The following is a 24,646-nucleotide window of genomic DNA, read 5'->3' as shown; positions in this document are numbered from 1 at the left end:
ACTGGGGACTGGGGACTGGGGACTGGGGACTGGGGAACGGAAAAGAAGTTTTGGTAATTAATTATGTTGAGGTATTCATTTCCCTACTGAGGAAATTTCTGATTTAAATTTAACATTCGTCCAGGAAAGCGGGGGAAAGGGGAAGGGTAAAAAGGGAAAAGGTTTTTATCCCCTTACCCTTTCCCCTTTCACCTTTCCCCCTTCCCCTATAAAGCTTGACATATTTCGGATAAATCGCGCCTACTTGCGAACTGTGAGGGGAAATTGTAGAGAAACGCGATCGCAATTAGGAATAAATGCACAAGAGTATTTATCATATACTTACGAGGGCTGATAGATACTGAACAATGACCTACTGCCTGAATCCTAGCTGCGATCAACCTGTAAACCCACAAGATAGCAATTTTTGCCAAGGCTGTGGGACAAAATTGACACCACTATTGCGGAATCGCTATTGCATTATTCAACCACTGGGAGGCGGTGGATTTGGTAGGACTTTTTTAGCAGCAGATGAAGATAAACTGAAAGAATATTGCGTGGTGAAGCAGCTATCACCGCAAGTAAAAGGCACTAATGCGCTACGTAAAGCTACAGAACTGTTTAAAGAAGAAGCAAGACGTTTGCAGCAGCTAGGAGAACATCCGCAAATTCCCACTTTGTATGCTTACTTTGGTGAAGATAGCTACCTGTACTTAGTGCAGCAGTTTATCCAAGGGCAAAGTTTACGACAGGAACTAAAACAACAAGGTACTTTTAGCGAAGCAAAAATTTGGCAACTTTTAGCTGAATTATTACCTGTACTGAATTTCGTCCATGAAAATCAGGTAATTCACCGCGATATTAAGCCAGATAATATTATGCGTCGTTCCCCCCAGTCTCAAAGCGCCGGGGGGAATTTAGTGTTGATTGATTTTGGTGTATCCAAGCAAGTCACCGCTACCTCGCTAGAACTTACAGGTACTAGCATTGGTTCTTATGGCTATGCGCCAATGGAACAAATGAAGTATGGTTTAGCGTCGCCAGCTAGCGATTTATTTAGTTTGGGAGTAACTTGCTTTTCGCTGTTAACGGGAATTCAGCCATCGCATTTGTATATGGAAGCTGGCTATAACTGGGTAAAGAGTTGGCGAGAACATCTGAAATCTCCCATATCTGCACCATTAGAACAGATATTAGATAAGCTTTTACAAAAAGAAGTTGAGCATCGCTACCAATCAGCAAATGCAGTTTTGCAAGATTTACCACAGCCAACGCAACAAAAAACTTTTCTCCAGGATCATGTTGGTAAACCTCAAGTTTCAGGATTTAATCTGAAAGCTGCAACTCATCTGCAAAAGCTGCTAGGTAAAACCCAGTTACCATATCAACTGCTGATGGGTGGCGCAATTTTGCTGGTAGGATGGGCAGGATATGGATATTGGCAAAGTTTACCTCTAACTGGACATGGTGGAGAAGTTAATACCCTGGCTTTTGTGCCAATTTCCCCATCTCCTAAATCTCAACGTCAACAACCAAATGTGGCGCTGTTACCCTTACAGCAAATAGCCACAGGAAAAGAAGGCATATTAGCTAGCGGTAGCGACGATCAAACAGTTAAAATTTGGAACTTGCAGCAAAAACAAGTAATTCGTACCCTAAAAGCGGATTCTGGTTGGGTGTATGCTGTGGCAATTACTCCAGATAGTCAAACTGCGATCGCAGGTTATAAAAACCACACCATCAAAATCTGGAATCTCAACACTGGTAAGGAAATTCGCACTTTAAATGGACATCGCGATTTAGTTAATTCTGTGGCGATTACCCCAGATGGTCAAACTGTAGTTAGTGGTAGTTACGATAAAACTATTAAACTCTGGGATTTAGCGACAGGTAAAGAAATTCGCACCCTCAAAGGACACACAAGAGAAGTGTTAGCTGTTGCCATTAGCCCTGATGGTGAGAAAATTGTCAGTGCTAGCGCTGATAGAACTATCAAAATTTGGCAGCTAAAAACAGGTAAAGAAATACATACGCTGCAAGGACATTCCCTCGATGTCAACGCTTTAGCCATCAGTCCCAATGGACAGTTGTTAGCCAGCGCCAGCGATGATAAAACCATTAAACTTTGGAACCTGAACACAGGGAAACTCATCCGTACCTTTGGAGAACACACAGCCGATGTGAATGCGATCGCTTTTAGTCCCAACGGCGAGTATATTGCTAGTGCTAGCGATGACAAAACTGTAAAAGTCTGGCAAAAAACCACAGGAGAAGTCATCAAAACTTTTCAAGGACATACAGCCGAAGTTTACGCAGTGGCTTTTAGTCCCAATGGTAAAACTTTAGTCAGTGGTAGCAAGGATAAGACGATTAAAATTTGGCATTTGCCTTGATGATAGCAGGGGGCAGGGGGCAGGGGGCAGGGGGACAAGGGGAATATCTTTTAACTCTTGTAGAGACGCGATTAATCGCGTCTCTGGAATTAATCGCGTCTCTACAAGGGTGTATTGTACAGTCTGAAATCTGGTCGAATTTCATCGTAATTTCATTTCTTGTTGCCAAAATATGAGTAATACACAAAATTACTCATAAACATAATCCCTATGCAATTCCCTAACTGGAAAAATAGTTTTTTGTCATTCAGCTTAATTGCGATCGCATCTGTATCTAGTAGCGTCGTAACGGCTTGTTCCCAAAGTACCGCCCAAAACCATACCAATAACGATCACCAGATGAATCACGATGGTATGATGCATCACGGTGGTGGGATGAATCACAGCATGGCAATGGATTTAGGCCCAGCCGATGCTAATTATGATTTACGCTTCATTGATGGCATGATTGTCCACCATCAAGGCGCGATTGTCATGGCGAAAGAAGCACAGCAAAAATCAAAACGCCCAGAAATCAAAAAGCTTGCAGACGACATTATCAAAGCGCAAAACCAAGAAATTAGCCAAATGAAAAGCTGGCGCACAGTTTGGTATCCCAAAGCGGGAGCTAAACCAATGGCTTATGATGCTCAAAAAGGTCAGATGATGGAGATGTCATCAGAGCAAATGCAAGCCATGATGATGAACATGGACTTAGGCGCAGCTGATGCAGAATTTGACCTCCGCTTTATTGATGCGATGATTCCCCATCATGAAGGCGCTGTGACAATGGCTAAAGATGCCTTGCAAAAAACAAAGCGTTCTGACATTAAGAAATTAGCGCAAGCAATCATCAAAGCACAAGACGCTGAGATTAACCAAATGAAACAGTGGCGAAAGGCTTGGTATAACAAGTGAGGGGAATGGGGAATGGGGACTGGGGAATTGGTAATTATGTAAGTCTCTACGTGTCAACTTAAGCTAAAAGCGATATATGGCGCGTGTTGTACAAATACTTCGCGCCCTCATCCCCTAACCCCTTCTCCCGCAGGAGAAGGGGAACTAAATCTCTTGCTCCCCTCTCCTGGTGGGAGCTACGGTGTACACACAAGTTATCGAATCACTACCATTCCTCGAATTACCCCACCCTAACCCTCCCCTTGGAAAGGGGAGGGAACTAGATTTTCTTGTTTCCCCCCTTGGCAAGGGGGGATTAAGGGGGGTAAAACCCGGCTCTCAAAATAACTCCGATTTGTGTGTACACCGTAGCCTGGTGGGAGAGGGGCACAGGGTGAGGGCGAAACTTTGCAACTAAGCGGGTTTCACGTTAAGTTGACATCAATGTATGTAAGTCTCTAGCCTACAAAAATTGCTCATGAATTTGTGTAAGGCGATGCATTGCCTTTGTCACCCCATACATTAACGATGTAGGGCGATGCATTGCCTTTGTCACCCCATACATTAACAATGCAAGCCAATGCATTGCCTTTGTCAACCCATACATTAACAATGCAAGCCAATGCATTGCCTTTGTCACCCCATACATTAACGATCTAAGGCGATGCATTGCGATTGTCACCCCATACATTAACAATGCAAGCCAATGCATTGCCTTTGTCACCCCATACATTAAATTCCCCAGTCCCCAATCCCTAATCCCCAGTCCCTAATCCCCAGTCCCCAATCCATTTCATGCCAATTTCATCTTCAGATGAAAGACTGGGAATTAGGTGCATACAAAATCCTACAGAGCAAACCTGCTCCTATACTTAATAATTCCTGATAGCGATGCCTAAACCTCTGCGTTTCCCAACAATTACGGCAATTCGTTCTGTTTCTGGTACATTGCTGAGTCTGCTTGTATTGACAAACTCTATAACAGTTTTAGCTCACGGGGGACATGGTAATGAATTTCAAGGAGGAAGTGAAGGTAATTCAGCTAATGCAGCTATTCAAGTTGATGCTCAAACAGCTAAACGGTTAGGAATTAAAGTCGAAGCAGTTAAACGCCAGTTGCTAGCTGTGGGAATTAAAACCACGGGACAGATTGAAACTCTTCCCAGCCAAAAAGTAGAGGTAAATACCCCCATTGCTAAGGCAAAAGTGGTGGAGTTGCTGGTGGAACCGGGCGCTACAGTTAAAAAAGGTCAACCGCTAGCTGTGGTATCTAGTCCTGATTTGGTGGAATTGCGGGTTAATTCGCAAGAAAAGCTGGCAGAAGGTCAGGCAGATTTACAACAAGCTTTAGCTGATTTAAAATTAGCGCAACAAAACCGCGATCGCTATCAACAAATTGCCGCAGCTGAAATTGCTCAAGCGCAGACTCAAGTAAAATTTGCTCAAGAAAAGTACAACAAGGATCAACAGTTAGCTGAGGCTGGCGCTTTACCCCAACGCACAGCTTTAGAATCCCAAACTCAGCTAGCGGAAGCGAAAGCGGAACTGACTAAAGCTAATAGTCGCCGGGAAGTTATTGAGGCAGAAAATCAGCTAAAACGTGCAGCATCAGCCGTTGAGGTGGCAAAATCACGGATTCAGCTTAGTAATACCACATATCAAACTCGCCTCTCGCAATTAGGAACCCGCGCCAATGCTCAAGGATTGGTCACAGTGGTATCGCCTATTACTGGGAAAGTGGCAGATAGAGAAGTTACCCTTGGTCAATCTTTTGAAGATACAGGCGGTAAATTGATGACGATTGTCAATGACAGCCGCGTTTTTGCCACAGCGAATATTTACGAAAAAGATTTAAACAAAGTCAGGACTAGCCAAAGGGTAAGTGTTAAAGTTGCTGCTGTGCCTAATCGTAGTTTCACGGGCAGAATTACCCGCATTGGTTCTGTTGTAGAAGGAGAATCGCGAGTTGTACCAGTGCAAGCGGAACTGGATAACTCTAGCGGATTGCTTAAACCAGGAATGTTTGCCGAACTCGAAGTGTTAACAGACCAAACCTCATCAGCTATTTTAGCTATCCCTAGTGCGGCGGTAGTAGAAGCCAACGGTAAACAGCAAGTTTATATCCAAAATGGTAACGCCTATCAACCTGTGGAAGTTACTTTAGGTCAAACCTCTGGTGACATGGTGGAAGTAAAAACTGGTTTATTTGAGGGTGATTTAATCGTTACACAACGCGCTCCGCAACTTTACGCACAATCTCTGCGGGGAGGCGGGAAAGCAGGGGAACATGGAAGTGTAGAACCCGCAGAGAAAAGTTCTATTGCTTCAGTTCCTTTATGGGTGGGAGTAGGGGGAGGAGTTGCACTGATGGGTGTAGCTTTTATGGGTGGTGTTTTCTGGGCTAGTCGTCGCAGCAAACATCAATATCAAATAACCATAGCAGAACCAGATTTATCACCAGAATGGGTTGATAACCATCACGTCGCCAGCAAGGATTCCGTAATCCAAAATCCAAAATCCAAAATCTAAAATTGTCACGATGCTGAGTGCGATCATTAAATGGGCGATCGCTCGCCGTTGGCTGGTGGTTCTAAGTGCAATTATCCTGATGATTTGGATATTTCGCACGATTATTCAAATGCCTTTGGATGTTTTTCCGAGTTTTGCACCACCGCAAGTAGAAATTCAAACTGAAGCGCCAGGACTTGCGCCGGAAGAATTGGAATCGCTGGTAACTCTACCGATTGAAAGTGCAATTAATGGTACACCAGGAGTCACGACTGTACGCTCATCTTCAGCAGCAGGAATTTCTGTTGTTACAGTCGTTTTTAATTGGGGAAGTGACATTTATCAAGCGCGTCAACTAGTAACAGAACGATTACAACAAGCACAAAGTAAGTTACCTGCTGGGGTGGAAACGCCACAAATTTCTCCCACTAGTTCGCCCATCGGTACGGTACTGCAATATGCTTTTACATCCAAAACTACAGCTTTAATGGAAGTGCGGCGAATTGTTGATTGGCAAGTAACAAATCGCCTTTTAGCTGTTCCTGGTGTAAGTCAGGTTGTCGCTTATGGTGGCGATGTTCGCCAATATCAAGTATTAGTTGATCCCGAAAAATTAAAAGCTTTTAATGTCACTTTGGCAGATGTTGAAGAAGCAACAGCAGCCGCAAATATTAATGCTCCTGGTGGTTATTTAATTACACCTGACCGAGAAAAATTAATTCGGGGAATTGGCAGAATTGAATCTATAACAGAATTACAACAATCAGTAATTACTGCCCGTAATGGTACGCCAGTCAAAATATCTGATGTCGCTGACGTGCAAATTGGAGCAGCGATTAAACGCGGTGATGGCAGTTTTAACGGTGAAAAAGCAGTCATCGTCATGATTAACAAACAGCCGCAAGCCGATACTCCCACCGTTACCCGTGCCATAGAACAGGCGATTACAGAAATTAAAGCTGCCTTACCTCAAGATATCAAAGTTACCCCTACATTTCGCCAAGAAAATTATATTGATGCTTCCATTGAAAATCTACGGGAAGCTTTAATCGAAGGTAGTATTATTGTTGCTTTTATTCTCATTCCCTTCTTGATGAATTGGCGCAATCTCGCCATTTGTTTAATTGCCCTGCCCTTATCTTTATTACTGGGAATCTTCCTCTTAAATTGGTTAGGTCAAGGCTTAAATACCATGACTTTAGGAGGTCTTGGGATTGCAATTGGTTCAGCAGTTGATGATGCAATTGTTGATGCCGAAAATGTTTTCCGCAATTTGCGCGAAAATAAATATTCCCCCCATCCTCGACCCGTTTTAGATGTAGTATTTGATGGTTGTCAAGAAGTCCGAGATTCTGTATTTGGTGCAACCATAATTACAATGGTTGTTTTTACTCCTGTGTTTGCTTTAGGAGGAGTAGAAGGGAGTATTTTTATCCCTATGGGTTTTGGTTATATGGCTGCGGTGATTGCTTCGAGTATCACAGCATTGACAATCACTCCAGCTTTATGTGCCATCTTATTACCTCACAGTCATTTACCAGAACAAGAACCTTGGGTAGCAAGATTTTTTAAACGGTTGTATTATCCGCTATTAACATTTTCCTTGCGGCGTTCGGGAATTATTTTAGCCATAGCGACTGCAAGTACCGTAGCCGCAATTGCGATCGCGCCTAGTTTCGGGAGAGTGTTTTTACCAGAGTTTCAAGAGCAAACTTTAGTGAATACCTTAACTCTTTACCCTGGCGTATCATTAGAAGCTACCAACGCAGCAGGAGAAGCAATTCAAGACGCACTCAAAGGCGATGCGCGATTTCCTTACGTACAGTTGCGTTCGGGACGTGCGCTTGGTGATGGCGATGCAGCCGGGGTGAATTTGGCGCATTTAGATATTGAATTAAGCCGCGAAGCCACAGAAAACAGGGAAGCGGCGATTAAAAAACTGCGGGAAGAATTGGCGAAATTACCAGGAGTCGCGCCTAATATTGGTGGTTTCATCTCACATCGCATGGATGAAGTATTGTCTGGAGTGAGGAGTGCGATCGCAGTTAAGATTTTCGGCCCTGATTTAGCACAACTCCGCACTATTGGGAGTCAGGTTAATGAAGTAATGAAAACTGTCGATGGAATTGTCGATTTACAACTTGAACCGCAAGTACCCATCGAACAAATACAAATTAAATTTAATCGTACAGATGCTTCTCGCTATGGTTTAACAGTAGGAAAAATTTCCCAAATTATTGAAACTGCGCTGAATGGTAAAGTAGTTTCCCAAATTTTAGATAAACAACAAACCTTCGATTTAGTTGTCTGGTTAAAGCCAGAAGCCAGGCAAAATTTAGATACAATTCGTAATTTATTAGTCGATACTCCGGCTGGGCAAAAGATACCATTAGCGCAAGTGGCAGCAATTGAAAATGGTACAGGCCCAAATACGATTAACCGGGAGAATGTATCGCGTTTAATTGTTGTCTCTGCTAACACTAGCGGTAGAGATTTGCGCTCAATTGTCAATGAAATTCAAACAAAAGTTAATCAGCAAGTACATCCGCCGAATGGTTACTATATCCAGTATGCAGGACAATTTGAGGCGCAAGAAAGAGCCACCCAAAATATCTTAATTTCGAGTGCGATCGCTTTTGTGGCGATTACAGTCATTATGTATATTTCTGTCAAATCTATTCCTTCCACCGCCATGATTATGATTAACTTACCTTTGGCATTGGTAGGGGGAGTATTCTCTGTAGCCTTATCTGGCGGTATTATTTCGATTGCTTCTTTAGTCGGCTTTGTCACTCTGTTTGGAGTTGCAACCCGTAATGGTTTATTGCTAGTAGATAATTACAACACCAAATTTGCCGAAGGAATGCCTTTGAAAGAGATTTTAATCAAAGGTTCAATGGAAAGATTAAACGCCATTTTAATGACAGCCTTTACCTCAGCTTTAGGGTTAGCACCCTTAATAGTCGATAGCGGCCCTGGCAAAGAAATATTACAACCGCTTTCAATAGTTGTCTTAGGTGGGTTATTTACATCTACAGCATTAACATTAGTAGTTATCCCCGCCTTATATGCTAAGTTTGGCAAAATTTTGTTACAAAAATCGTGAATTTAAAAGAGGTTTAAATCTATGAATTTGATTAAATCTAGCTTGATTGTTTTAGGCAGTATTAGCTTGATTTTCTTAGGTGCTTGTAGCAATAACCAACCAGCAGCTAATACCGAAAAGAATTCAGCCACCTCTAACGCTAAAGCTCAACCATCAGCTGCATCTGTCGCCAAAACAGAAGGACAGCATGGTAAAACTCATGGGGGCCAAGTTGTCGAGACAGGCGCTTACCATTTAGAGTTTGTACCAGAGAAAGAAGCCAATAAAACTCACCTAGATTTTTACTTACTAAAAGGTGACAATCACGAAGCAATACCTGATGCTAATGTTACTGCTCAAGTACAGTCACCTGATGGCAAACAAAAGACAGTTGCTTTTAAGTATGATGCTAATGATCAGCATTACACAGGCTTATTAAATGATACTTTGGCTGGTCAGTATCAGGTGAAAATTAATGCAGATATTAAAGGTAAAAAAGTAGACGGGCGCTTTAATTTTAATCGGTAAATATTAGCTAGCAAACATTCAAAATTCAAAAGTCAACAGTTAATATATGCGAGTGCTATTAGTAGAAGATGAAGAAGATTTAGGTGGTGCAATTAAACGAACTCTTACCCAACATAAATATTTAGTAGATTGGGTACTCGATGGTAACGATGCTTGGGCATATTTAGAAAATAGCTGGACACAATATACCCTAGGTATTTTCGATTGGATGATACCAGGAATATCAGGATTAGAGTTATGCAAAAGATTACGCCTGCATAAAAATCCTTTACCTGTGTTAATGCTCACAGCTAAAGACAGTATGGAAGATAAAGTTGCTGGATTAGATGCAGGTGCAGATGATTATTTAGTCAAGCCATTTGGCATGGCAGAATTATTAGCGAGATTGCGAGCATTACAAAGGCGATCACCCCAATTTCAACCCCAGGAATTAACTGTGGGTAATCTAACTCTCGATTACGGCAACAATTTAGTTGTGAACCATAATGAGGCGGGTAATAAGCAGGAAATTCCGCTCACAAATAAAGAGTTTCAGCTATTAGAATACTTTATGAAACATCCCAACCAAATTGTGACTACAGAACAAATTCGTAATCAGCTTTGGGAAGTCAGCGCAGAACCAGCAAGTAATGTAGTCGCAGCACAAATGCGTTTACTGCGTCGTAAATTAGCTCATAGTGGCTGCGAGAATATAATTGAAACTTTGCATGGTACAGGATATCGCTTGAATCTCATAACACCGTACTAAGTTTCTAGTTCACAATAATGCCAAATCCTCTCAGCATTGTGGGTAAATAATCATCAAGATTCTTAATATGTTCATCTGTAAGTTCAATCAAATTAAACTCATATTTATGATAAATGTGCTGTTTTTCTTTCTTACGTGATAGATATTCTGGGTCATTTTCATAACCCCAATACTCAATATAAACTCTACCAGCAGGAATATAAAAATCACAGTAAACTTCTTCTGCAACTGGAAGTTTTCGCTCATAAGCATGAACTAAACCAGCCATGTAAAGCCAGTTATCAATTGATAACTCAGCTTTTGAACGAACCCAATGTCCATCTGTGGAGCGATAATTACCAGCATGAAACTTCTCACGAAAGTCTGATTTGCCGTTATCAGAAGTTAAGTTTGTAGTGGCATCATTTTCGCTAATTTTGCGAAATGCGTCAAGAAAAATTTGATTATTGAAGATTTCTTCTGTCCAAACAACGTAAGGTTTTTTGCCTTTGTCATCAAACTTTTGTAATCCCCCAAAGCTCAACCCTAAACTTGTAGCTATCCAACCATTCTGAACTTTATCTAATAATCCGAGTTCAGCCAAGATAGGATTAATAGCATTCCTCGATACACCAAGACGCTCACTGATTTTGGTAGCTGATAGCAATGTAGCAGTAGAAACAGGCGGATGCGAATTAGATATAGAAGCAGCTTGAGAATCTATAGAGTTATTTGTTTTTGAGTTATTGACTTTCCAATGCTTATAGCACAGTTTATAACCTGGCTTTGAAACTAACTGGTTGCAGCCTAAGACTGTACAATATTCTGCCATTATGATTACGTTGTATATGTAAATATACAAACATATATAACATTCGTAAAAATTATCAGCACCCGAATTAATACTAGATATTAATTACAACCGCAAATTCAAATAAATTGATGATTAAAACAGAGTCAATAAAAATCATAAAATGAGCGATATCACGAGTATTCTAGGGATTCTTAAGCAATTAAGGCAATCTTCCTACGTTTTGCGATCGCATTGTGCTGTTTTATCTATCCAGACAAACTGCATATAGGAATCTGATTTGATTTGTGAACAAATTTAAGCTTTGGCAATGATGCGTTACGCTATCGCTAACGCATCCTACATGAATTTCAAAAATTAAAGATGAGTCTTATATCTGCTGAAAATGTCTGCTTATGAATCAAAATCAACTATTTCAGCAAACCCGCCTGCGTTTGGCGCTGTGGTATGCGCTGGTGATGGCTTTTATTTTAAGCATTTGCGGATTTGGCATTTATAAAGCAGTTGCTCATGCTCATTCGATGACATTAGGTAGAGAACTGGAATCTGTGGCAGGGACTTTACACGATACTATTGAACTAAAACTACGCCAACCTGCACAACTAGAACCAGTTATAGAGAATTTTCTACCTAATATTTGTGTGGTTGGGCAAAGTTGCATTCCCGAAAAATCAAGTCCCAAGCGCCATATTTTAAGCGCTATCAATCAAAGCAATTACTATGTACGTTTTTACGATATTTCAGGACGTTTAATTGCTATAGCAGGTAATTATCCCGAAGGATTACCGATAGTTTTCAAAAAAGAACTTTGGCAAACTCTGAAAGATAGTAAAGGTAACTTGTATCAGCAAATTTCTTTTGCATTACACACCCAAGAAAATCGCGATTGGGGTTACATTCAAGTAGGGCGAAGTCTTGCCGATTTTAATAGTTATCTCAATGCAGTAAAACTGACTTTAATATTGGGATTACCCATCATCATGAGTTTAGTTGGCATTGCTAGTTGGTGGTTAGCAGGATTAGCAATGAAACCAATTTATCTCTCATACAGGCAAATTCAACAATTTACAGCCGATGCAGCACATGAATTACGCACACCTTTAGCTGCAACTCAAGCAACAGTAGAATCAGCGCTGATGATGTCTCATCTGGATGAAGCCGAAGCGCGAGAAATTCTCCGCACTACACAACGCCAAAATCAGCGGCTTACCAATTTAGTTACAGATTTGCTGCTATTAACTCGTTTAGATCGTCAGTCAATACCGCTGCAAAGTGAAATTTGCTGTTTAGATGATATTATTAGCGACTTAATAGAAGAATTTGCAGCTTTGGCGATCGCAGCTGATATTACACTCACATCTTCCATCCAGCTTTCCCAACCGCTGAATGTAGTTGGCAATCAAGATCAGCTTTACCGTCTATTTTCTAACTTAATTGTCAATGCCATTCACTACACCCCAGCCGGGGGAAAGGTAAAAGTTAGCCTAGACCGCAATGATCATTATGCCGTGATTCAAGTCGAAGATACAGGCATTGGTATTCCCCAGCCAGAACTGACACGAATCTTTGATCGCTTCTACCGAGTCAACAGCGATCGCTCTCGCACTACCGGCGGTTCTGGATTAGGATTAGCGATCGCCAAAGCCATCGTCCAAACACACCACGGTAGCTTAGACGTACAAAGCGAATTAGGTAAAGGTAGCACTTTTACAGTTAAGTTACCCTTTAGGATTGGGGATTGGGGATTAGGGACTGGGGATTGGGGACTGGGGACTGGGGACTGGGGACTGGGGACTGGGGACTGGGGACAAAGGGAAATAACAAACACCAAACACCAAACACCAAACACCAAACACCAAACACCAAATGACAAATAACAAATGACTAACGGTAGAATATACCTAATTTTCGTAGCTTCAAACAACGAAGTATGACAATGCATTCTTCTCTTCAACGTGCTTTTGCTAACCGCTGTGTCCTGAAAGCGATCAGCGGTTTAAATAACTTTGATAGCGATCGCGTCGCCGCTACTATCAAAGCCGCCGATTTAGGTGGTGCTACATTTGTTGATATCGCTGCCGATGCTGATTTAGTCAAATTAGCAAAAACATTGACCAATTTACCAATCTGTGTATCAGCAGTAGAGCCAGAAAAATTTTTGCAAGCTGTGGCAGCTGGTGCAGATTTAATTGAAATCGGAAATTTTGATTCTTTCTATGCTCAAGGCCGTAAATTTGAGGCTGAGGAAGTTCTCGCACTAACTCACCAAACCCGCGCCTTACTGCCAGAAATTACCTTATCTGTTACCGTTCCCCACATCCTGAAACTAGATCAACAGGTACAACTAGCAGAAGAACTAGTCAAAGCTGGCGCTGATATTATCCAAACCGAAGGCGGCACCAGCAGCAACCCCGTCCACCCCGGAACCTTGGGCTTAATTGAAAAAGCTGCTCCCACCTTGGCAGCAGCTTTTGAAATTTCCCGTGCAGTTTCCGTACCAGTATTATGCGCTTCCGGCATTTCTAGCGTCACAGCACCACTTGCGATCGCTGCTGGTGCTGCTGGTGTTGGTGTTGGTTCCGCTATTAACCAACTCAACAGCGAAGTAGCCATGATTGCCGCCGTTCGCAGCATCGTTGAAGCCTTAGCAACCGCTAAAGTAGAGGTTAAATAGGGCATGGGGCATGGGGCATAGGGCATAGGACATAGGACATAAATGATTTTCCCTTGCTCCCCCTGCTCCCTGCTCCCTGCTCCCTGCCTCTTTTATCCCAAACAATCCTTCAGGGCGTAAATCACTTGGTCTTGCTGTTCTTGGGTTAGTTCTGGATACATGGGTAAAGCAATCACCTCATGAGAGATTTGCTCTGATACTGGTAGGTATCCTGGTTGATAGCCGAGGTCTTGATAAACTGGCTGCAAATGTAAAGGCAGGGGATAATAAACCATTGAACCCACACCTTTTTCCTGCAATTGCTGGCGCACTGAGTCTCGATATTGGGCAGTAGCTCCATTTCGCCCTTTACCAGAGACGCGAATTGTATATTGATTCCATACCCCAACGCCCCCGGCTAATTCTTGAGGCGCGATCAAACCGGGGACTTGGTTGAGGAATTCGTGATAATAAGCTGCGATCGCCCGCCGTCTTTCATTCCAATTATCCAAATAACGCAGTTTTATTTCTAAAATTACTGCCTGTATTGAATCCAAACGGCTATTTACGCCAATTTCTTCATGAAGGTAGCGAACTTTGCTACCATGTTCCCGTAATACCCGCAGTTGACTGGCAATAGCTGGGTCATTAGTAGTGATTGCGCCACCATCTCCACAACCGCCGAGGTTTTTCGTGGGGTAAAAACTAAAGCAACCAATGTGTCCAATACTACCTACTTTTTGACCACCCCAACTTGCGCCTGTAGCTTGGGCACAATCTTCAATTACCACCAAATTGTGAGACTGTGCGATCGCCATTAGCGCCGTCATATGTACAGGTTGCCCAAACAGGTGAACTGGGATAATAGCTTTTGTTTTGGGCGTAATTGCCGCTGCTACCTGTTGTAAATCAAAATTAAAAGTATCATCAATATCAACAAAAACTGGCTTGGCACCTACAGCACTAATTACCTCAGCCGTAGCAATAAAAGTGAAAGTTGTCGTAATTACTTCATCACCTGCGCCAATATTTAAAGCCCGTAGCGCGAGAAAAAGTGCATCAGTACCAGAATTACAAGCTACACATTCAGTTACGCCATGATAAGCAGCAAACTGTTTTTCAAAACCTTCTACTACAGGCCCGCCAATATAACGACCAGAAGCCAGAACTTCTAAAACAGCAGCACTCACTTCTGCTTCTATAGTGGAGTATTGCTGTTTAATATCAAAGGCAGGAACGGAATTTAAACTTTGGATCATGAGTTTTTATGAATCTGGAAATACAAAAGATGCACTTCAACGGCTAATTGTTGCTGATTAAATTGTCAATTAGAAAATCACAGCAGACTGTTGCAGGAAATACGTATTATTGAGGGTTTATACTGGGCATTTGGTGTTTGTCATTTGTCATTTGGTAATGGGTAATTGGTACTGGGTAATTGGGTGTTTTTGATTTCCCCTTCTCCCCTCATCTCCCTAATCCCCAGTCTCCAGTCCCCAGTCCCCAGTCCCCAGTCCCTAATCCCCAGTCCCCACCCCCTGGAGGTAACTAATGCAAGATTTGATCAAATTAGATTTAGCTGATTTAGCGATCGCAATTGGCTTGATGGCGATCGCAGTTGGTTTGTCTGCTTGGGAAAAGTTAGGGCTAGAGTTGAACTTGGTTTTCGCTACTGGAAGAACTATTCTCCAGCTACTCGTCTTGGGATACGTTTTGGACTTCATCTTTGCTGTAAACAACGTTTGGGGGGTTTTGGCAATTCTAGTAATCATGCTGACGATTACGGCGATTGTCGCACGAAACCGCATCAGTCAAAAACTTCCCCTTGTGTTGCCTTGGGTGTGGGGGTCAATTTTTGTTAGTACAGCATTGACTGTGCTTTATAGCATCTTTTTGATTATTCAACCAGAAAGATGGTACGAACCTAGATATATAATTCCGCTAGCTGGGGTAGTTATAGGTAATGCCATGAATGCAGCTGCGATCGCAGGCGAACGTCTGGTAAATACCATCAACTCTTCCCATTTAGAAATCGAAACTCACTTAAGCTTAGGCGCAACTCCCCAGCAAGCTATTACCCAATACCGCAAAGAAGCCATTCGCGCTGGCTTAATGCCTACCTTAAATCAAATGATGCTCATCGGTATGGTTGCACTACCAGGAATCACCACCGGACAATTACTCGGTGGCGTACAACCCCCCGACGCTGTATCCTACGAAATTTTATTGCTGTTTATGGTTGCTTTTGCTAACTTGCTCACAACTCTGTTAGTCACCAGAGGTTTGTGTCGTCAGTTTTTCAACTCCACCGCCCAGCTGATTAGGTGATGAGGGGGATGAGGCAAGGGGGCAGGGAGCAGGGGGCAGGGAGATGAGGGAGATGAGGGAGATGAGGCAAGGGGGCAGGGAGCAGGGAGCAGGGGAGAATTAATGAATGGCAAACCCCAAACACCCATTACCCATTACCAAATGACAAATGCCAACCTCCTAATTTTGTTACATTTGTTTGTGAAAATGGAAATCAAGCAGCAAGAAGTATTCCGTGACTAAGCAAATATACCGCAGTGGTGCGATCGCCAGATCTACACTGTTTCATTGGTGGATAAATGGGATATTGCAGCGCCAACACCATTTATCGAAAATAATGAGAGCAGGAGGGATTGCGATCGCGCTTTGTTTAACAGGATGTGAGCAAGCGATCGAGTATTTGCCACCCTTACCACACATTGAAATTCCATCCAACAAACCACCACAACCGCCACAGCCAGCACAAACCCCACAAACTGCCGAAATTGAGTCACAAGTTCGGCAACAAATTAACCAAGTGCGCCAAAAAAATGGGCTTCAGCCTTTAAAAAATAATGAAAAACTAGCGCAAGTAGCCCGCAATTACAGTCAGCAGATGGCAGAAAAAAATTTTTTCAGCCACACCGGAATTGATGGTAGTACCCTCAGCGATAGAGTCAGCGCTGGCGGAATCTCCTATTGGATGGTAGGAGAAAACTTATTTAGAAGCAAAAATATTTCTCAGCCTGTACAACCTGCCGTTGATGGTTGGTTAAAAAGTCCAGGACACAGGGAAAATATTCTCCGTCCAGTCTTCAGAGAAACAGGTGTAGGAGTGTGGCGCAAGGGTAATATCTATATCATTACCCAGTTATTTTTACGGGGTTAAAACTACTAGTAGTCTGGCAAGTCAACTTCGTTGGGCTGCAAGATCCCCGACTTCTTCAAGAAGTCGGGGATCTGACCCCTCACCAATTCTTATCACTTTTGCGATCGCCCACTAGATTTAACTAGCTGGATTATTAGGCGGTAGTTGTTCTGGTGGTGCTTCTGCTGGAGGAGCAAGTACAGCATCCGGTGCAACTTCTTCGACGGGAATCGGTTCTTTATCCTCAACCTCAGTATGTGGTTGTGCAGCTTCCACTAATTCGGGAGATGGGGGATTTGGAGGAATTACTTCTGGTATTGTCTCGCTTGTCGTGGTGGTTTCGTTAGTGGTGACTACCTCATCTACTGGTGTTTCTAGTATCAAAGTGGGAGCTTCACTAGTTGCGATCGCTTCCTCTGGTGGTGTTTCTGGTATAGCTGTGGTGTTGTCAATAATTTCTACAGTAGGCGGAACTTTGGGTGTAGCGATAGTTGCTGGAGTTTTCGCAACTGGTGAGGTTTTTTTATCAGTTTTTTGGAATCGATTTTTAGCGCCATTCAAGGTGTTACCAATACCCTGTTGCAACTGAGCTAACCGTTCTGGGAATGACAACTTAGTAACCTGTTGCTGAATTGAAGTTTTGACAGCGTCGGAACTGGGAACAGGTGTTTGTTGGGCCCTTGGTGTCACTTGTCGGCGTAATGAGAAAGTTTGCCAACCAAACCAGCCTAAAAGCGCAACACTAGCTACGTGACCCAGTAAAAGACCGCCATTAATACGTGGTGCAAAAACCCATAACATTAAGGCGTAGAATAGCCCTACGCCACTCCAAATAAAGTCATTCTTCCGATGGATTTCTGGAAAAAAGAAAGCTGCTAAATAAATGGTTAAGCTACCAAGGCCCACCGCCAAAGCTAGGACAAATGCCAGCATTATTTGGTTTCTCCTTTTACTAGGGGTTAGGGGTTAGGGTTTAGGGCTGAGGGGTGAAAAATCACTCTATTCCCTAGTACAAAACAGCGCCAATCAAGCAACCATTGGAATTAGGCCAAAGCCTTGATAGGCAAAATGTTTGACGTTTGACTTTTGAGTTTTGCTACAACGGGTTCTCCGCGTAACGTGCTGGCTGCTTTTGACTTTGTCGCAGCAGTACTAGGCCCCATTCTCTAAGTTCCTCGCCCCTTTGATCAGATATTTTAATTTTGCAAATTTTGCAACCTAATTGTTGATTTAGATACAAATTAAAATTAATCACCTATGTTAGCTGCGGATTTTTGTCTCTGAGATTAATGCTTTCTTAAGATCTTCTTTAGGAGAGAAGCTAATATCTCGGACTACCCTTAAAGATAAAAGGATCTGCAAGAGTTAGCCAAACATAGTTTATGACCCTACAAAGCTTTGGTGTGATTGGTTTAGCCGTTATGGGCGAAAATATCGCTCTAAACGTCGAGCGTAATGGCTTCCCAATTGCAGTTTATAACCGCTCCAGAGAAAAGACCGATGCCTTCATGGCTCAACGCGCGACAGGACGGAATGTTAAAGCCGCCTTTACCCTGGAAGAATTCGTAGCTGCACTAGAACGTCCCCGCAAAATCTTAGTGATGGTGCAAGCTGGTAAGCCAGTAGACGCAGTTATTTCTCAACTCAGACCTTTGCTGGACGAAGGCGATATCATTATCGACGGTGGCAACTCTTGGTTTGAAGATACAGAACGACGCACCCAGGAATTAGAGCCTACAGGTTTACGATATCTTGGTATGGGTGTGAGTGGTGGCGAAGAAGGCGCACTCAATGGCCCATCCCTAATGCCTGGTGGTACAAAAAGCTCTTATGAGTATCTGTCACCAATTTTTAACAAAATTGCGGCTCAAGTCGATGATGGCCCTTGTGTAACTTATATTGGGCCTGGTGGTTCTGGTCACTATGTCAAAATGGTGCATAACGGCATTGAGTATGGTGATATGCAGCTAATTGCTGAAGCCTACGATTTGCTCAAAAATGCGGCTGGACTTGACCATAATCAGCTGCATGAAGTCTTCGCTCAATGGAACACCACTGATGAACTCGATTCATTTTTGATTGAGATTACGAAGAATATCTTCCCCTACATTGACCCAGAAACAAATCTACCACTAGTAGATTTGATTGTTGACGCAGCAGGTCAAAAGGGAACTGGACGTTGGACTGTACAGACTGCATTGGAATTGGGCGTTTCTATCCCCACTATTACCGCCGCAGTTAATGCTCGGATTATCTCTTCTATTAAAGAAGAACGGGTAGCAGCATCGAAGATTTTGACAGGCCCTAGCGGTAAGTATGATGGGCAAGTCAAAGACTTTATCAATAAAGTCCGTGATGCTCTGTATTGCTCAAAAATCTGTTCTTACGCTCAAGGGATGGCGCTGTTATCTACAGCTTCCGCCACTTATAAATGGGATCTGAACCTGAGCGAAATGGCGCGGATTTGGAAAGGAGGTTGTATTATTCGCGCTGGCTTCTTGAATAAGATTAAGAAGGCTTTTAACGAAAATCCAGCATTGCCTAACTTGCTATTAGCTCCCGAATTTAAGCAAACAATTCTCGACAGACAAGCAGCTTGGCGGGAAGTAATCATGACAGCAGCTAAATTGGGAATTCCTGTCCCAGCATTTAGCGCTTCTTTAGATTATTTTGACAGCTATCGCCGCGATCGCTTGCCTCAAAACCTCACTCAAGCACAACGCGACTACTTCGGTGCACACACCTACCTGCGTACCGATAAGCCTGGAAGCTTCCACACTGAGTGGGTTCCCATTGATGAGAAAAAGTAAACTACATTCTGTGATGGTGTAGAAAGCTTCAATATTTACTTGGTAAGTGGTTCTGGTTTTCAGAGCCACTTTTTCTCATGGGGAATGGGTAATGGGTAATGGGTAATGGGTAATGGGTAAGAATTTTTTACAATGACCAATTACCAATGACCAATTACCAAATCCAATTGTTCTATATAACTAACAACTTGGGTTACTTTTATAGAATAGAAAAAAAGCTTATTATAATTTACGCTGACTAAGCATAATTTCCCATGACAACTTCTAAACGCCGCTATCACATTACTACTTTTGGTTGCCAAATGAATAAAGCTGACTCAGAGCGCATGGCTGGCATTTTAGAAGACATGGGCTTTGAGTTTGCCGAAGATCCCAATAATGCAGATCTGATTCTCTACAATACCTGCACTATTCGGGATAATGCCGAGCAAAAAGTATATTCCTACTTGGGTAGACAAGCCAAGCGCAAACACGAGCAACCTGATTTAACTTTGGTTGTTGCTGGTTGTGTTGCTCAACAAGAAGGCGAAAGCCTGTTGCGGCGTGTCCCGGAATTAGATTTAGTGATGGGGCCGCAACACGCTAACCGTCTCAAAGATTTGCTGGAATCGGTATTTGAAGGTAATCAAGTTGTAGCTACCGAGCCAGTTCATATTATGGAAGACATCACCCAGCCGCGACGGGATAGTAAAGTTACTGCTTGGGTGAATGTGATTTATGGCTGTAACGAACGCTGCACTTATTGTGTAGTTCCTAATGTGCGTGGTGTAGAACAATCCCGCACGCCAGAAGCTATTCGTGCTGAAATGGTAGAGCTAGGAAAGCAAGGTTACAAGGAAATTACTTTACTGGGTCAAAATATTGACGCTTATGGTCGTGATTTACCAGGAGTGACAGCAACAGGGCGACATCTGCATACATTCACAGATTTACTCTATTATGTGCATGATGTGCCGGGGGTTGAAAGAATACGTTTTGCTACTAGTCACCCTCGTTATTTTACTGAGCGTTTAATTAAAGTTTGTGCGGAATTACCCAAGGTTTGCGAACACTTCCATATTCCCTTTCAATCTGGGGATAACGAATTGTTGAAAGCAATGGGGCGGGGTTATACCCATGAGAAATATCGCCGGATCATTGATACAATTCGCCAATATATGCCAGATGCATCGATTAGTGCAGATGCTATTGTTGGTTTCCCTGGAGAGACAGAAGCACAGTTTGAGAATACCCTGAAACTGGTAGAAGATATTGGCTTTGACCAGTTAAACACAGCCGCCTATTCTCCCCGTCCTGGTACACCAGCGGCTTTATGGGAGAATCAATTGAGCGAAGAAGTAAAAAGCGATCGCTTACAAAGATTAAATCATTTAGTGGGCATCAAAGCAGCCGAGCGATCGCAACGTTACTTTGGACGCATTGAGGAAGTTTTAGTAGAAGACCAAAACTCCAAAGATCCCACTCAGGTAATGGGACGCACAGGCGGTAATCGTCTGACTTTCTTTACTGGCGATATCAAAGAACTCAAAGGACAATTAGTGAAAGTCAAAATTACTGAAGTTCGCGCCTTTAGCTTGACTGGCGAACCTATAGAAGTGCGCCAAGCTGTTTCAGTTTAGGCATACTTCGTAATACCTGCGGCTACTCCTACTCTGCGAGAAGGGCTACGCCCAACGGAGAACTCGCAGAGTAGCCTCTGCGCGTCTACGTAATTACGAATTCAAATTCAGGTTTAGATGTGTTAGCAAATTTTAGGCAATTGGTAGAGCTATTAAATCCATATTAATTTTCAACTTGAATTAGTATTACTTTGCATCTCCTATCAAAGAAAAAGCTGCCCAGTCACGAGGTGCAGAATACTGCTTACTAGTTGCTAACATCGCCTGTCGTAATGCCTGTGCCTTATCAGAATTTTTTTGTAATTGACGATAAAATTCCTGCATAAGCAAAGCAGTAGATTCGTCTGGTACTTGCCACAAGGAAACAACGACACTCTTGCTACCAGCAGTAATAAAGGAACGAGACAAACCTATTACTCCATCTCCAGTAATCCTACCTCGCCCTGTTTCACAAGCACTGAGGACAACTAAATCAGCATTCAGCTTTAAATTAAAAATTTCATCAGCAGTTAGCAGACCATTATCCTGTGGCGATGGAGCTAATGCAATTACACCAGGAATTCCTGTTCCCTTAAAATCATCCAGCAGCCCATGTGTTGCTAGGTGAATAATTTTAGCTTCTAACATCTGTTGTATAACTGCGGCTTTTGTCGCCTGGTTACCAAGCAACACTTGAGCCTTCAGCAACTTGGAGATAGCTAAAACTTCCTGTTCTGCGCCTGGTAATGGTTCTAGTTGTTGGGGTGTTTCCCCAGGATGCAATGGTGGAATAGTCGGCATTGTAGGATTCCCAACTAACAATACCTTTGGCTGTACTGCCTGTTGCAACTTTTGTTTTTGAGTCAAGTCTAATACTTGAATTGAGGGAGCTATGCGGATAGTATGTTTTTCTATCAAGTAATTACCATCCTGATCTATTAACGCCGCAAAAGGAACTAAAAATAAAGACTGATGAGGAATAAAAATAATTTGAGATTCAGGATTTTTTGGTAGCAAATCAGCGATTGGTTCAATTAACAAAGAATACATTTGTTGAAAACATTTTTTCCCTATGCAACTGGAGGAATTAACTTTTTTATCAACTATCGGTTCCTCAGATGGGTTATTACCTTTCACTTCAATAGCTGCACGAGTATTACGAACGAAGTCTGATATGGCAGTATCGGCTAATCCTCGACTAAAAGGCATTCTGGCGGCAGATTGCAAAGTTCCCTGTGCTACATTGGCTAGATTAATTTTTGCGAGATCAACTGAGCGAAATGCGACTTCTCCTGTGGGTTTAACCACCCAAATGTATAATTCATCCCATACTGCCGAATATTCAACCAGCGTAGCGTTTTGTGCTTTAGCAAGTTGTTTAATTTTTTGAATATTAGTTAGAGATATATTTTGTGAATTAGAGTTAGATAAATCTTGGCGTTTAGCTAATAAATCTACAAATGCTCTTGCTCTACCTCTCTCAGATATTTCTAGGGCTGTTTCTATTTTATTTTGTGTAATTAATACTTTTTGGAGCACAATATAATTATCAATCTGCTGATCAAGAACTGAGACTTTAAAAATATTATTACTATCTTCATCACCTAACTGATTTCGCAGAGATTCTTGGATAGTCATTGCCTCAAGTAATGATTTCTCTGCATCTGCAAAATTTGATTTACCTAAAAAAAATAATCCTTTAATAAATAAAGCTCTTGCTTGCAATTGTAAGTTACTACTATCGACATTTTCTAACATTCGTTGAGAATAGTTACCTGCTTGCTCATAGTTACCCATACCAAAATAAGCAAGTCCCATAATTTCAAAAGCTAATGCTTCTACAGTTTGATTTATATCATTAATATTTTTGGCTTTTTCTAATATTTTTTGTGCAGAATCAATAGCTTTGTTGTAATCTCCCTGATTGAAATAAGCAAGTCCTAGACTATAAAAAGCTGCTGCTGCTATTTTTTCTTGATTGTTACGATTTTCCAGCTTAGGTGTAATTTCTAGTACTTGTTGATTATATTTAATTACTTCATCATATTGTGCTAGTTCTAGGTAATATTTACTTAAAAAAACTAAAGCAGCTAATTGTGCTTCATAGTTTTGACTTGCTACCGCTATGGGTAAAAGTTGTTGAGCATAAGCCACTGCTTTCTCCGATTCACCTAACTGATTGTAAGCTCTTGCAAGTTGCATCAAAGGTGTAATTTGATATTGGCGGTCTGGTTTTTTCTGTGCAGCAGCTAACCTCTGCTCAAAATATTTAATAACTGTAGTTAAATCACCTAAATCTTTAATATTAGATAAAACGAGATTTCCGCTATTAATAAATAATTCTTCTGCTGAGAGATTGCGGTTTTTTCGTGCCGGATCAAGTTCTTGTTGACGAGATGGAGGCCAAACTATTCTGACAGCTTGACCTATTATTAGTTCTTTGGAAATAACACCCCAGCAGCGCCCATCGTAACTACTATCACGATTATCAGCCAATACTAAATATGAATTGGGCGGTATAGTAACTGGTCGAGATAAAAAAGGTGCTTGTTGACCTGATGGGCAAACATCAATAGCTGTACGCTGTTGTTGGCTAAGATATTTACTTTCATTCAAAGGTTTGTTATTAATGTAAACTTTGCCATTTTGTAGTTTTACTTTTTCCCCTGGTAAAGCAATAATCCGCATTGCAAATGTAATATTACTATTTTGATACTCTCGCTGGAGATTGGCATTAGCTTTAAACAAGATAATATCGCCCCGCTTGGGTAATTGAGATTGGTAAGCTTTTTTATCAATGAGGATAGAATCATTATGCTGTAAATTTGGCTCCATTGCGCCGCTAGGTATGTAATTAATTGAATAGGAGTTTTTCAAAGATAAAGATGACTGTGACAATCCTACTTGATTGGGGATTAATATTAAAAAGTTAGCAGTTAATGTAATAGAGACTGTAGCAAGATGATTGATAAATGAATTTAGGCTAGATCTGGAAAATTCCATATAATTAAAATTTATTAGAGCTTGATTTTTAAATGTTTATAAGGGCTGTGATGCGTTAATAACAACACATAAAGTACCCTAAATAATACTGATATCATTTTTCTATCATTATTTATGTAAATATCTGTAAATTTATCATTACCCAGGTTAATTTCATACAAAGCCAATATTTTTATAAAAATGTAAAAGTTATGAAATATAGTTATTTAGCTTTGATTGTTGGCGCTGTTACAACCCATGAAATTGAAAGCGTCTAACATACTTCCAGACCTTAACAAAACAAAAGTAGTTTATTTAAGCATAATTATTTAATGCTTGAGACAGGCTTTTTATCGTTATATCCTGCTACATAAAAATGTTCTGTGGTGCGTTTCTCAAATATTCAGTTTTTAGATGGAGTTAAAAATTATAAAACAATAGTCAGTCAAGATTAAATGACAAATAAGAAGGTTAAACAATAGTTAAGTAAAACTGCCGATGAATTGTCAGGCAAATTCTCATTAATTCACATCAAGCAATCT

16 protein-coding genes are annotated in these 24,646 nt (G+C 41.7%); 12 read left to right on the top strand and 4 right to left on the bottom strand.

The window, feature by feature from the left end:
* Positions 1 to 347: 347 nt before the first annotated feature.
* The 6 genes from AACU25_RS27880 to rppA all read left to right on the top strand — a co-directional run bounded on the left by AACU25_RS27880 (position 348) and on the right by rppA (position 10,117).
* On the top strand, positions 348 to 2,372 hold the full coding sequence (locus AACU25_RS27880; RefSeq protein WP_096581241.1) for a WD40 repeat domain-containing serine/threonine-protein kinase: 2,025 nt from the start codon (positions 348 to 350) through the stop codon (positions 2,370 to 2,372).
* A 210-nt stretch (positions 2,373 to 2,582) separates the two neighbouring features.
* Positions 2,583 to 3,269 (top strand): DUF305 domain-containing protein, encoded by a 687-nt coding sequence (locus tag AACU25_RS27875; RefSeq protein WP_096581239.1) that lies wholly within the window; start codon positions 2,583 to 2,585, stop codon positions 3,267 to 3,269.
* Positions 3,270 to 4,139: 870 nt separating this feature from the next.
* Complete coding sequence (locus AACU25_RS27870) at positions 4,140 to 5,777, top strand: efflux RND transporter periplasmic adaptor subunit (protein ID WP_096581235.1); 1,638 nt, start codon at positions 4,140 to 4,142, stop codon at positions 5,775 to 5,777.
* A 10-nt stretch (positions 5,778 to 5,787) separates the two neighbouring features.
* Positions 5,788 to 8,862: an efflux RND transporter permease subunit gene (locus tag AACU25_RS27865; protein ID WP_096581233.1), complete on the top strand. Its 3,075-nt coding sequence runs from the start codon at positions 5,788 to 5,790 to the stop codon at positions 8,860 to 8,862.
* 21 nt (positions 8,863 to 8,883) lie between these two features.
* Entirely contained in the window at positions 8,884 to 9,369 is a 486-nt protein-coding gene (locus tag AACU25_RS27860; RefSeq protein ID WP_096581231.1) for a hypothetical protein, read from the top strand.
* Positions 9,370 to 9,415: 46 nt separating this feature from the next.
* Positions 9,416 to 10,117, top strand: coding sequence for a two-component system response regulator RppA (rppA, locus tag AACU25_RS27855; RefSeq protein ID WP_096581229.1), 702 nt, complete (start codon positions 9,416 to 9,418; stop codon positions 10,115 to 10,117).
* A 4-nt stretch (positions 10,118 to 10,121) separates the two neighbouring features.
* Here the strand turns inward: rppA and AACU25_RS27850 are convergent, their stop codons facing one another.
* Entirely contained in the window at positions 10,122 to 10,928 is an 807-nt protein-coding gene (locus AACU25_RS27850) for a hypothetical protein (RefSeq protein WP_096581227.1), read from the bottom strand.
* A 374-nt stretch (positions 10,929 to 11,302) separates the two neighbouring features.
* Between AACU25_RS27850 and rppB the strand changes: the two genes are divergently transcribed.
* Both rppB and AACU25_RS27840 read left to right on the top strand, forming a co-directional pair.
* Positions 11,303 to 12,784 (top strand): two-component system sensor histidine kinase RppB, encoded by a 1,482-nt coding sequence (gene rppB, locus AACU25_RS27845; RefSeq protein ID WP_096581225.1) that lies wholly within the window; start codon positions 11,303 to 11,305, stop codon positions 12,782 to 12,784.
* A gap of 53 nt (positions 12,785 to 12,837) precedes the next feature.
* Entirely contained in the window at positions 12,838 to 13,581 is a 744-nt protein-coding gene (locus AACU25_RS27840; protein ID WP_096581223.1) for a DUF561 domain-containing protein, read from the top strand.
* Positions 13,582 to 13,673: 92 nt separating this feature from the next.
* Here AACU25_RS27840 and AACU25_RS27835 read toward each other — a convergent pair whose 3' ends face one another.
* Positions 13,674 to 14,819, bottom strand: a complete 1,146-nt coding sequence (locus tag AACU25_RS27835; protein WP_096581221.1) for a DegT/DnrJ/EryC1/StrS family aminotransferase — start codon at positions 14,817 to 14,819, stop codon at positions 13,674 to 13,676.
* A gap of 292 nt (positions 14,820 to 15,111) precedes the next feature.
* Here AACU25_RS27835 and AACU25_RS27830 point away from each other — a divergent pair, with 292 nt between their 5' ends.
* Together AACU25_RS27830 and AACU25_RS27825 are read left to right on the top strand one after the other, a co-directional pair.
* Entirely contained in the window at positions 15,112 to 15,888 is a 777-nt protein-coding gene (locus AACU25_RS27830) for an ABC transporter permease (RefSeq protein ID WP_096581219.1), read from the top strand.
* Positions 15,889 to 16,204: 316 nt separating this feature from the next.
* The gene (locus tag AACU25_RS27825; RefSeq protein WP_096584161.1) at positions 16,205 to 16,735 is read left to right on the top strand and encodes a CAP domain-containing protein; all 531 of its coding nucleotides are present in this window, start codon (positions 16,205 to 16,207) and stop codon (positions 16,733 to 16,735) included.
* 117 nt (positions 16,736 to 16,852) lie between these two features.
* On the opposite strand, the gene AACU25_RS27820 is transcribed toward AACU25_RS27825, so the two are convergent.
* Positions 16,853 to 17,647, bottom strand: coding sequence for a Ycf66 family protein (locus AACU25_RS27820; RefSeq protein ID WP_096581217.1), 795 nt, complete (start codon positions 17,645 to 17,647; stop codon positions 16,853 to 16,855).
* A gap of 449 nt (positions 17,648 to 18,096) precedes the next feature.
* Between AACU25_RS27820 and gndA the strand changes: the two genes are divergently transcribed.
* Entirely contained in the window at positions 18,097 to 19,524 is a 1,428-nt protein-coding gene (gndA, locus tag AACU25_RS27815) for an NADP-dependent phosphogluconate dehydrogenase (RefSeq protein WP_045868329.1), read from the top strand.
* A gap of 254 nt (positions 19,525 to 19,778) precedes the next feature.
* Positions 19,779 to 21,143 (top strand): tRNA (N6-isopentenyl adenosine(37)-C2)-methylthiotransferase MiaB, encoded by a 1,365-nt coding sequence (gene miaB / locus AACU25_RS27810; RefSeq protein ID WP_096581215.1) that lies wholly within the window; start codon positions 19,779 to 19,781, stop codon positions 21,141 to 21,143.
* Between the two features lie 186 nt (positions 21,144 to 21,329).
* Here the strand turns inward: miaB and lepB are convergent, their stop codons facing one another.
* Entirely contained in the window at positions 21,330 to 24,125 is a 2,796-nt protein-coding gene (lepB, locus tag AACU25_RS27805) for a signal peptidase I (protein ID WP_096581213.1), read from the bottom strand.
* Positions 24,126 to 24,646: the final 521 nt, after the last annotated feature.

The sequence above is a fragment of the Tolypothrix tenuis PCC 7101 genome (assembly GCF_963874875.1).
GTDB lineage: Bacteria > Cyanobacteriota > Cyanobacteriia > Cyanobacteriales > Nostocaceae > Aulosira > Aulosira tenue.
This window is presented reverse-complemented; position numbering and strand designations above follow the sequence as displayed.

Coding starts and splice junctions, on each gene's coding strand:
- AACU25_RS27835 (WP_096581221.1), bottom strand. CDS start 14,819: ATGATCCAAAGTTTAAATTCCGTTCCTGCCTTTGATATTAAACAGCAA.
- miaB (WP_096581215.1), top strand. CDS start 19,779: ATGACAACTTCTAAACGCCGCTATCACATTACTACTTTTGGTTGCCAA.
- rppA (WP_096581229.1), top strand. CDS start 9,416: ATGCGAGTGCTATTAGTAGAAGATGAAGAAGATTTAGGTGGTGCAATT.
- rppB (WP_096581225.1), top strand. CDS start 11,303: ATGAATCAAAATCAACTATTTCAGCAAACCCGCCTGCGTTTGGCGCTG.
- AACU25_RS27840 (WP_096581223.1), top strand. CDS start 12,838: ATGACAATGCATTCTTCTCTTCAACGTGCTTTTGCTAACCGCTGTGTC.
- AACU25_RS27825 (WP_096584161.1), top strand. CDS start 16,205: ATGAGAGCAGGAGGGATTGCGATCGCGCTTTGTTTAACAGGATGTGAG.
- AACU25_RS27850 (WP_096581227.1), bottom strand. CDS start 10,928: ATGGCAGAATATTGTACAGTCTTAGGCTGCAACCAGTTAGTTTCAAAG.
- gndA (WP_045868329.1), top strand. CDS start 18,097: ATGACCCTACAAAGCTTTGGTGTGATTGGTTTAGCCGTTATGGGCGAA.
- AACU25_RS27820 (WP_096581217.1), bottom strand. CDS start 17,647: ATGCTGGCATTTGTCCTAGCTTTGGCGGTGGGCCTTGGTAGCTTAACC.
- AACU25_RS27880 (WP_096581241.1), top strand. CDS start 348: ATGACCTACTGCCTGAATCCTAGCTGCGATCAACCTGTAAACCCACAA.
- AACU25_RS27865 (WP_096581233.1), top strand. CDS start 5,788: ATGCTGAGTGCGATCATTAAATGGGCGATCGCTCGCCGTTGGCTGGTG.
- AACU25_RS27830 (WP_096581219.1), top strand. CDS start 15,112: ATGCAAGATTTGATCAAATTAGATTTAGCTGATTTAGCGATCGCAATT.
- AACU25_RS27860 (WP_096581231.1), top strand. CDS start 8,884: ATGAATTTGATTAAATCTAGCTTGATTGTTTTAGGCAGTATTAGCTTG.
- AACU25_RS27875 (WP_096581239.1), top strand. CDS start 2,583: ATGCAATTCCCTAACTGGAAAAATAGTTTTTTGTCATTCAGCTTAATT.
- AACU25_RS27870 (WP_096581235.1), top strand. CDS start 4,140: ATGCCTAAACCTCTGCGTTTCCCAACAATTACGGCAATTCGTTCTGTT.
- lepB (WP_096581213.1), bottom strand. CDS start 24,125: ATGGAATTTTCCAGATCTAGCCTAAATTCATTTATCAATCATCTTGCT.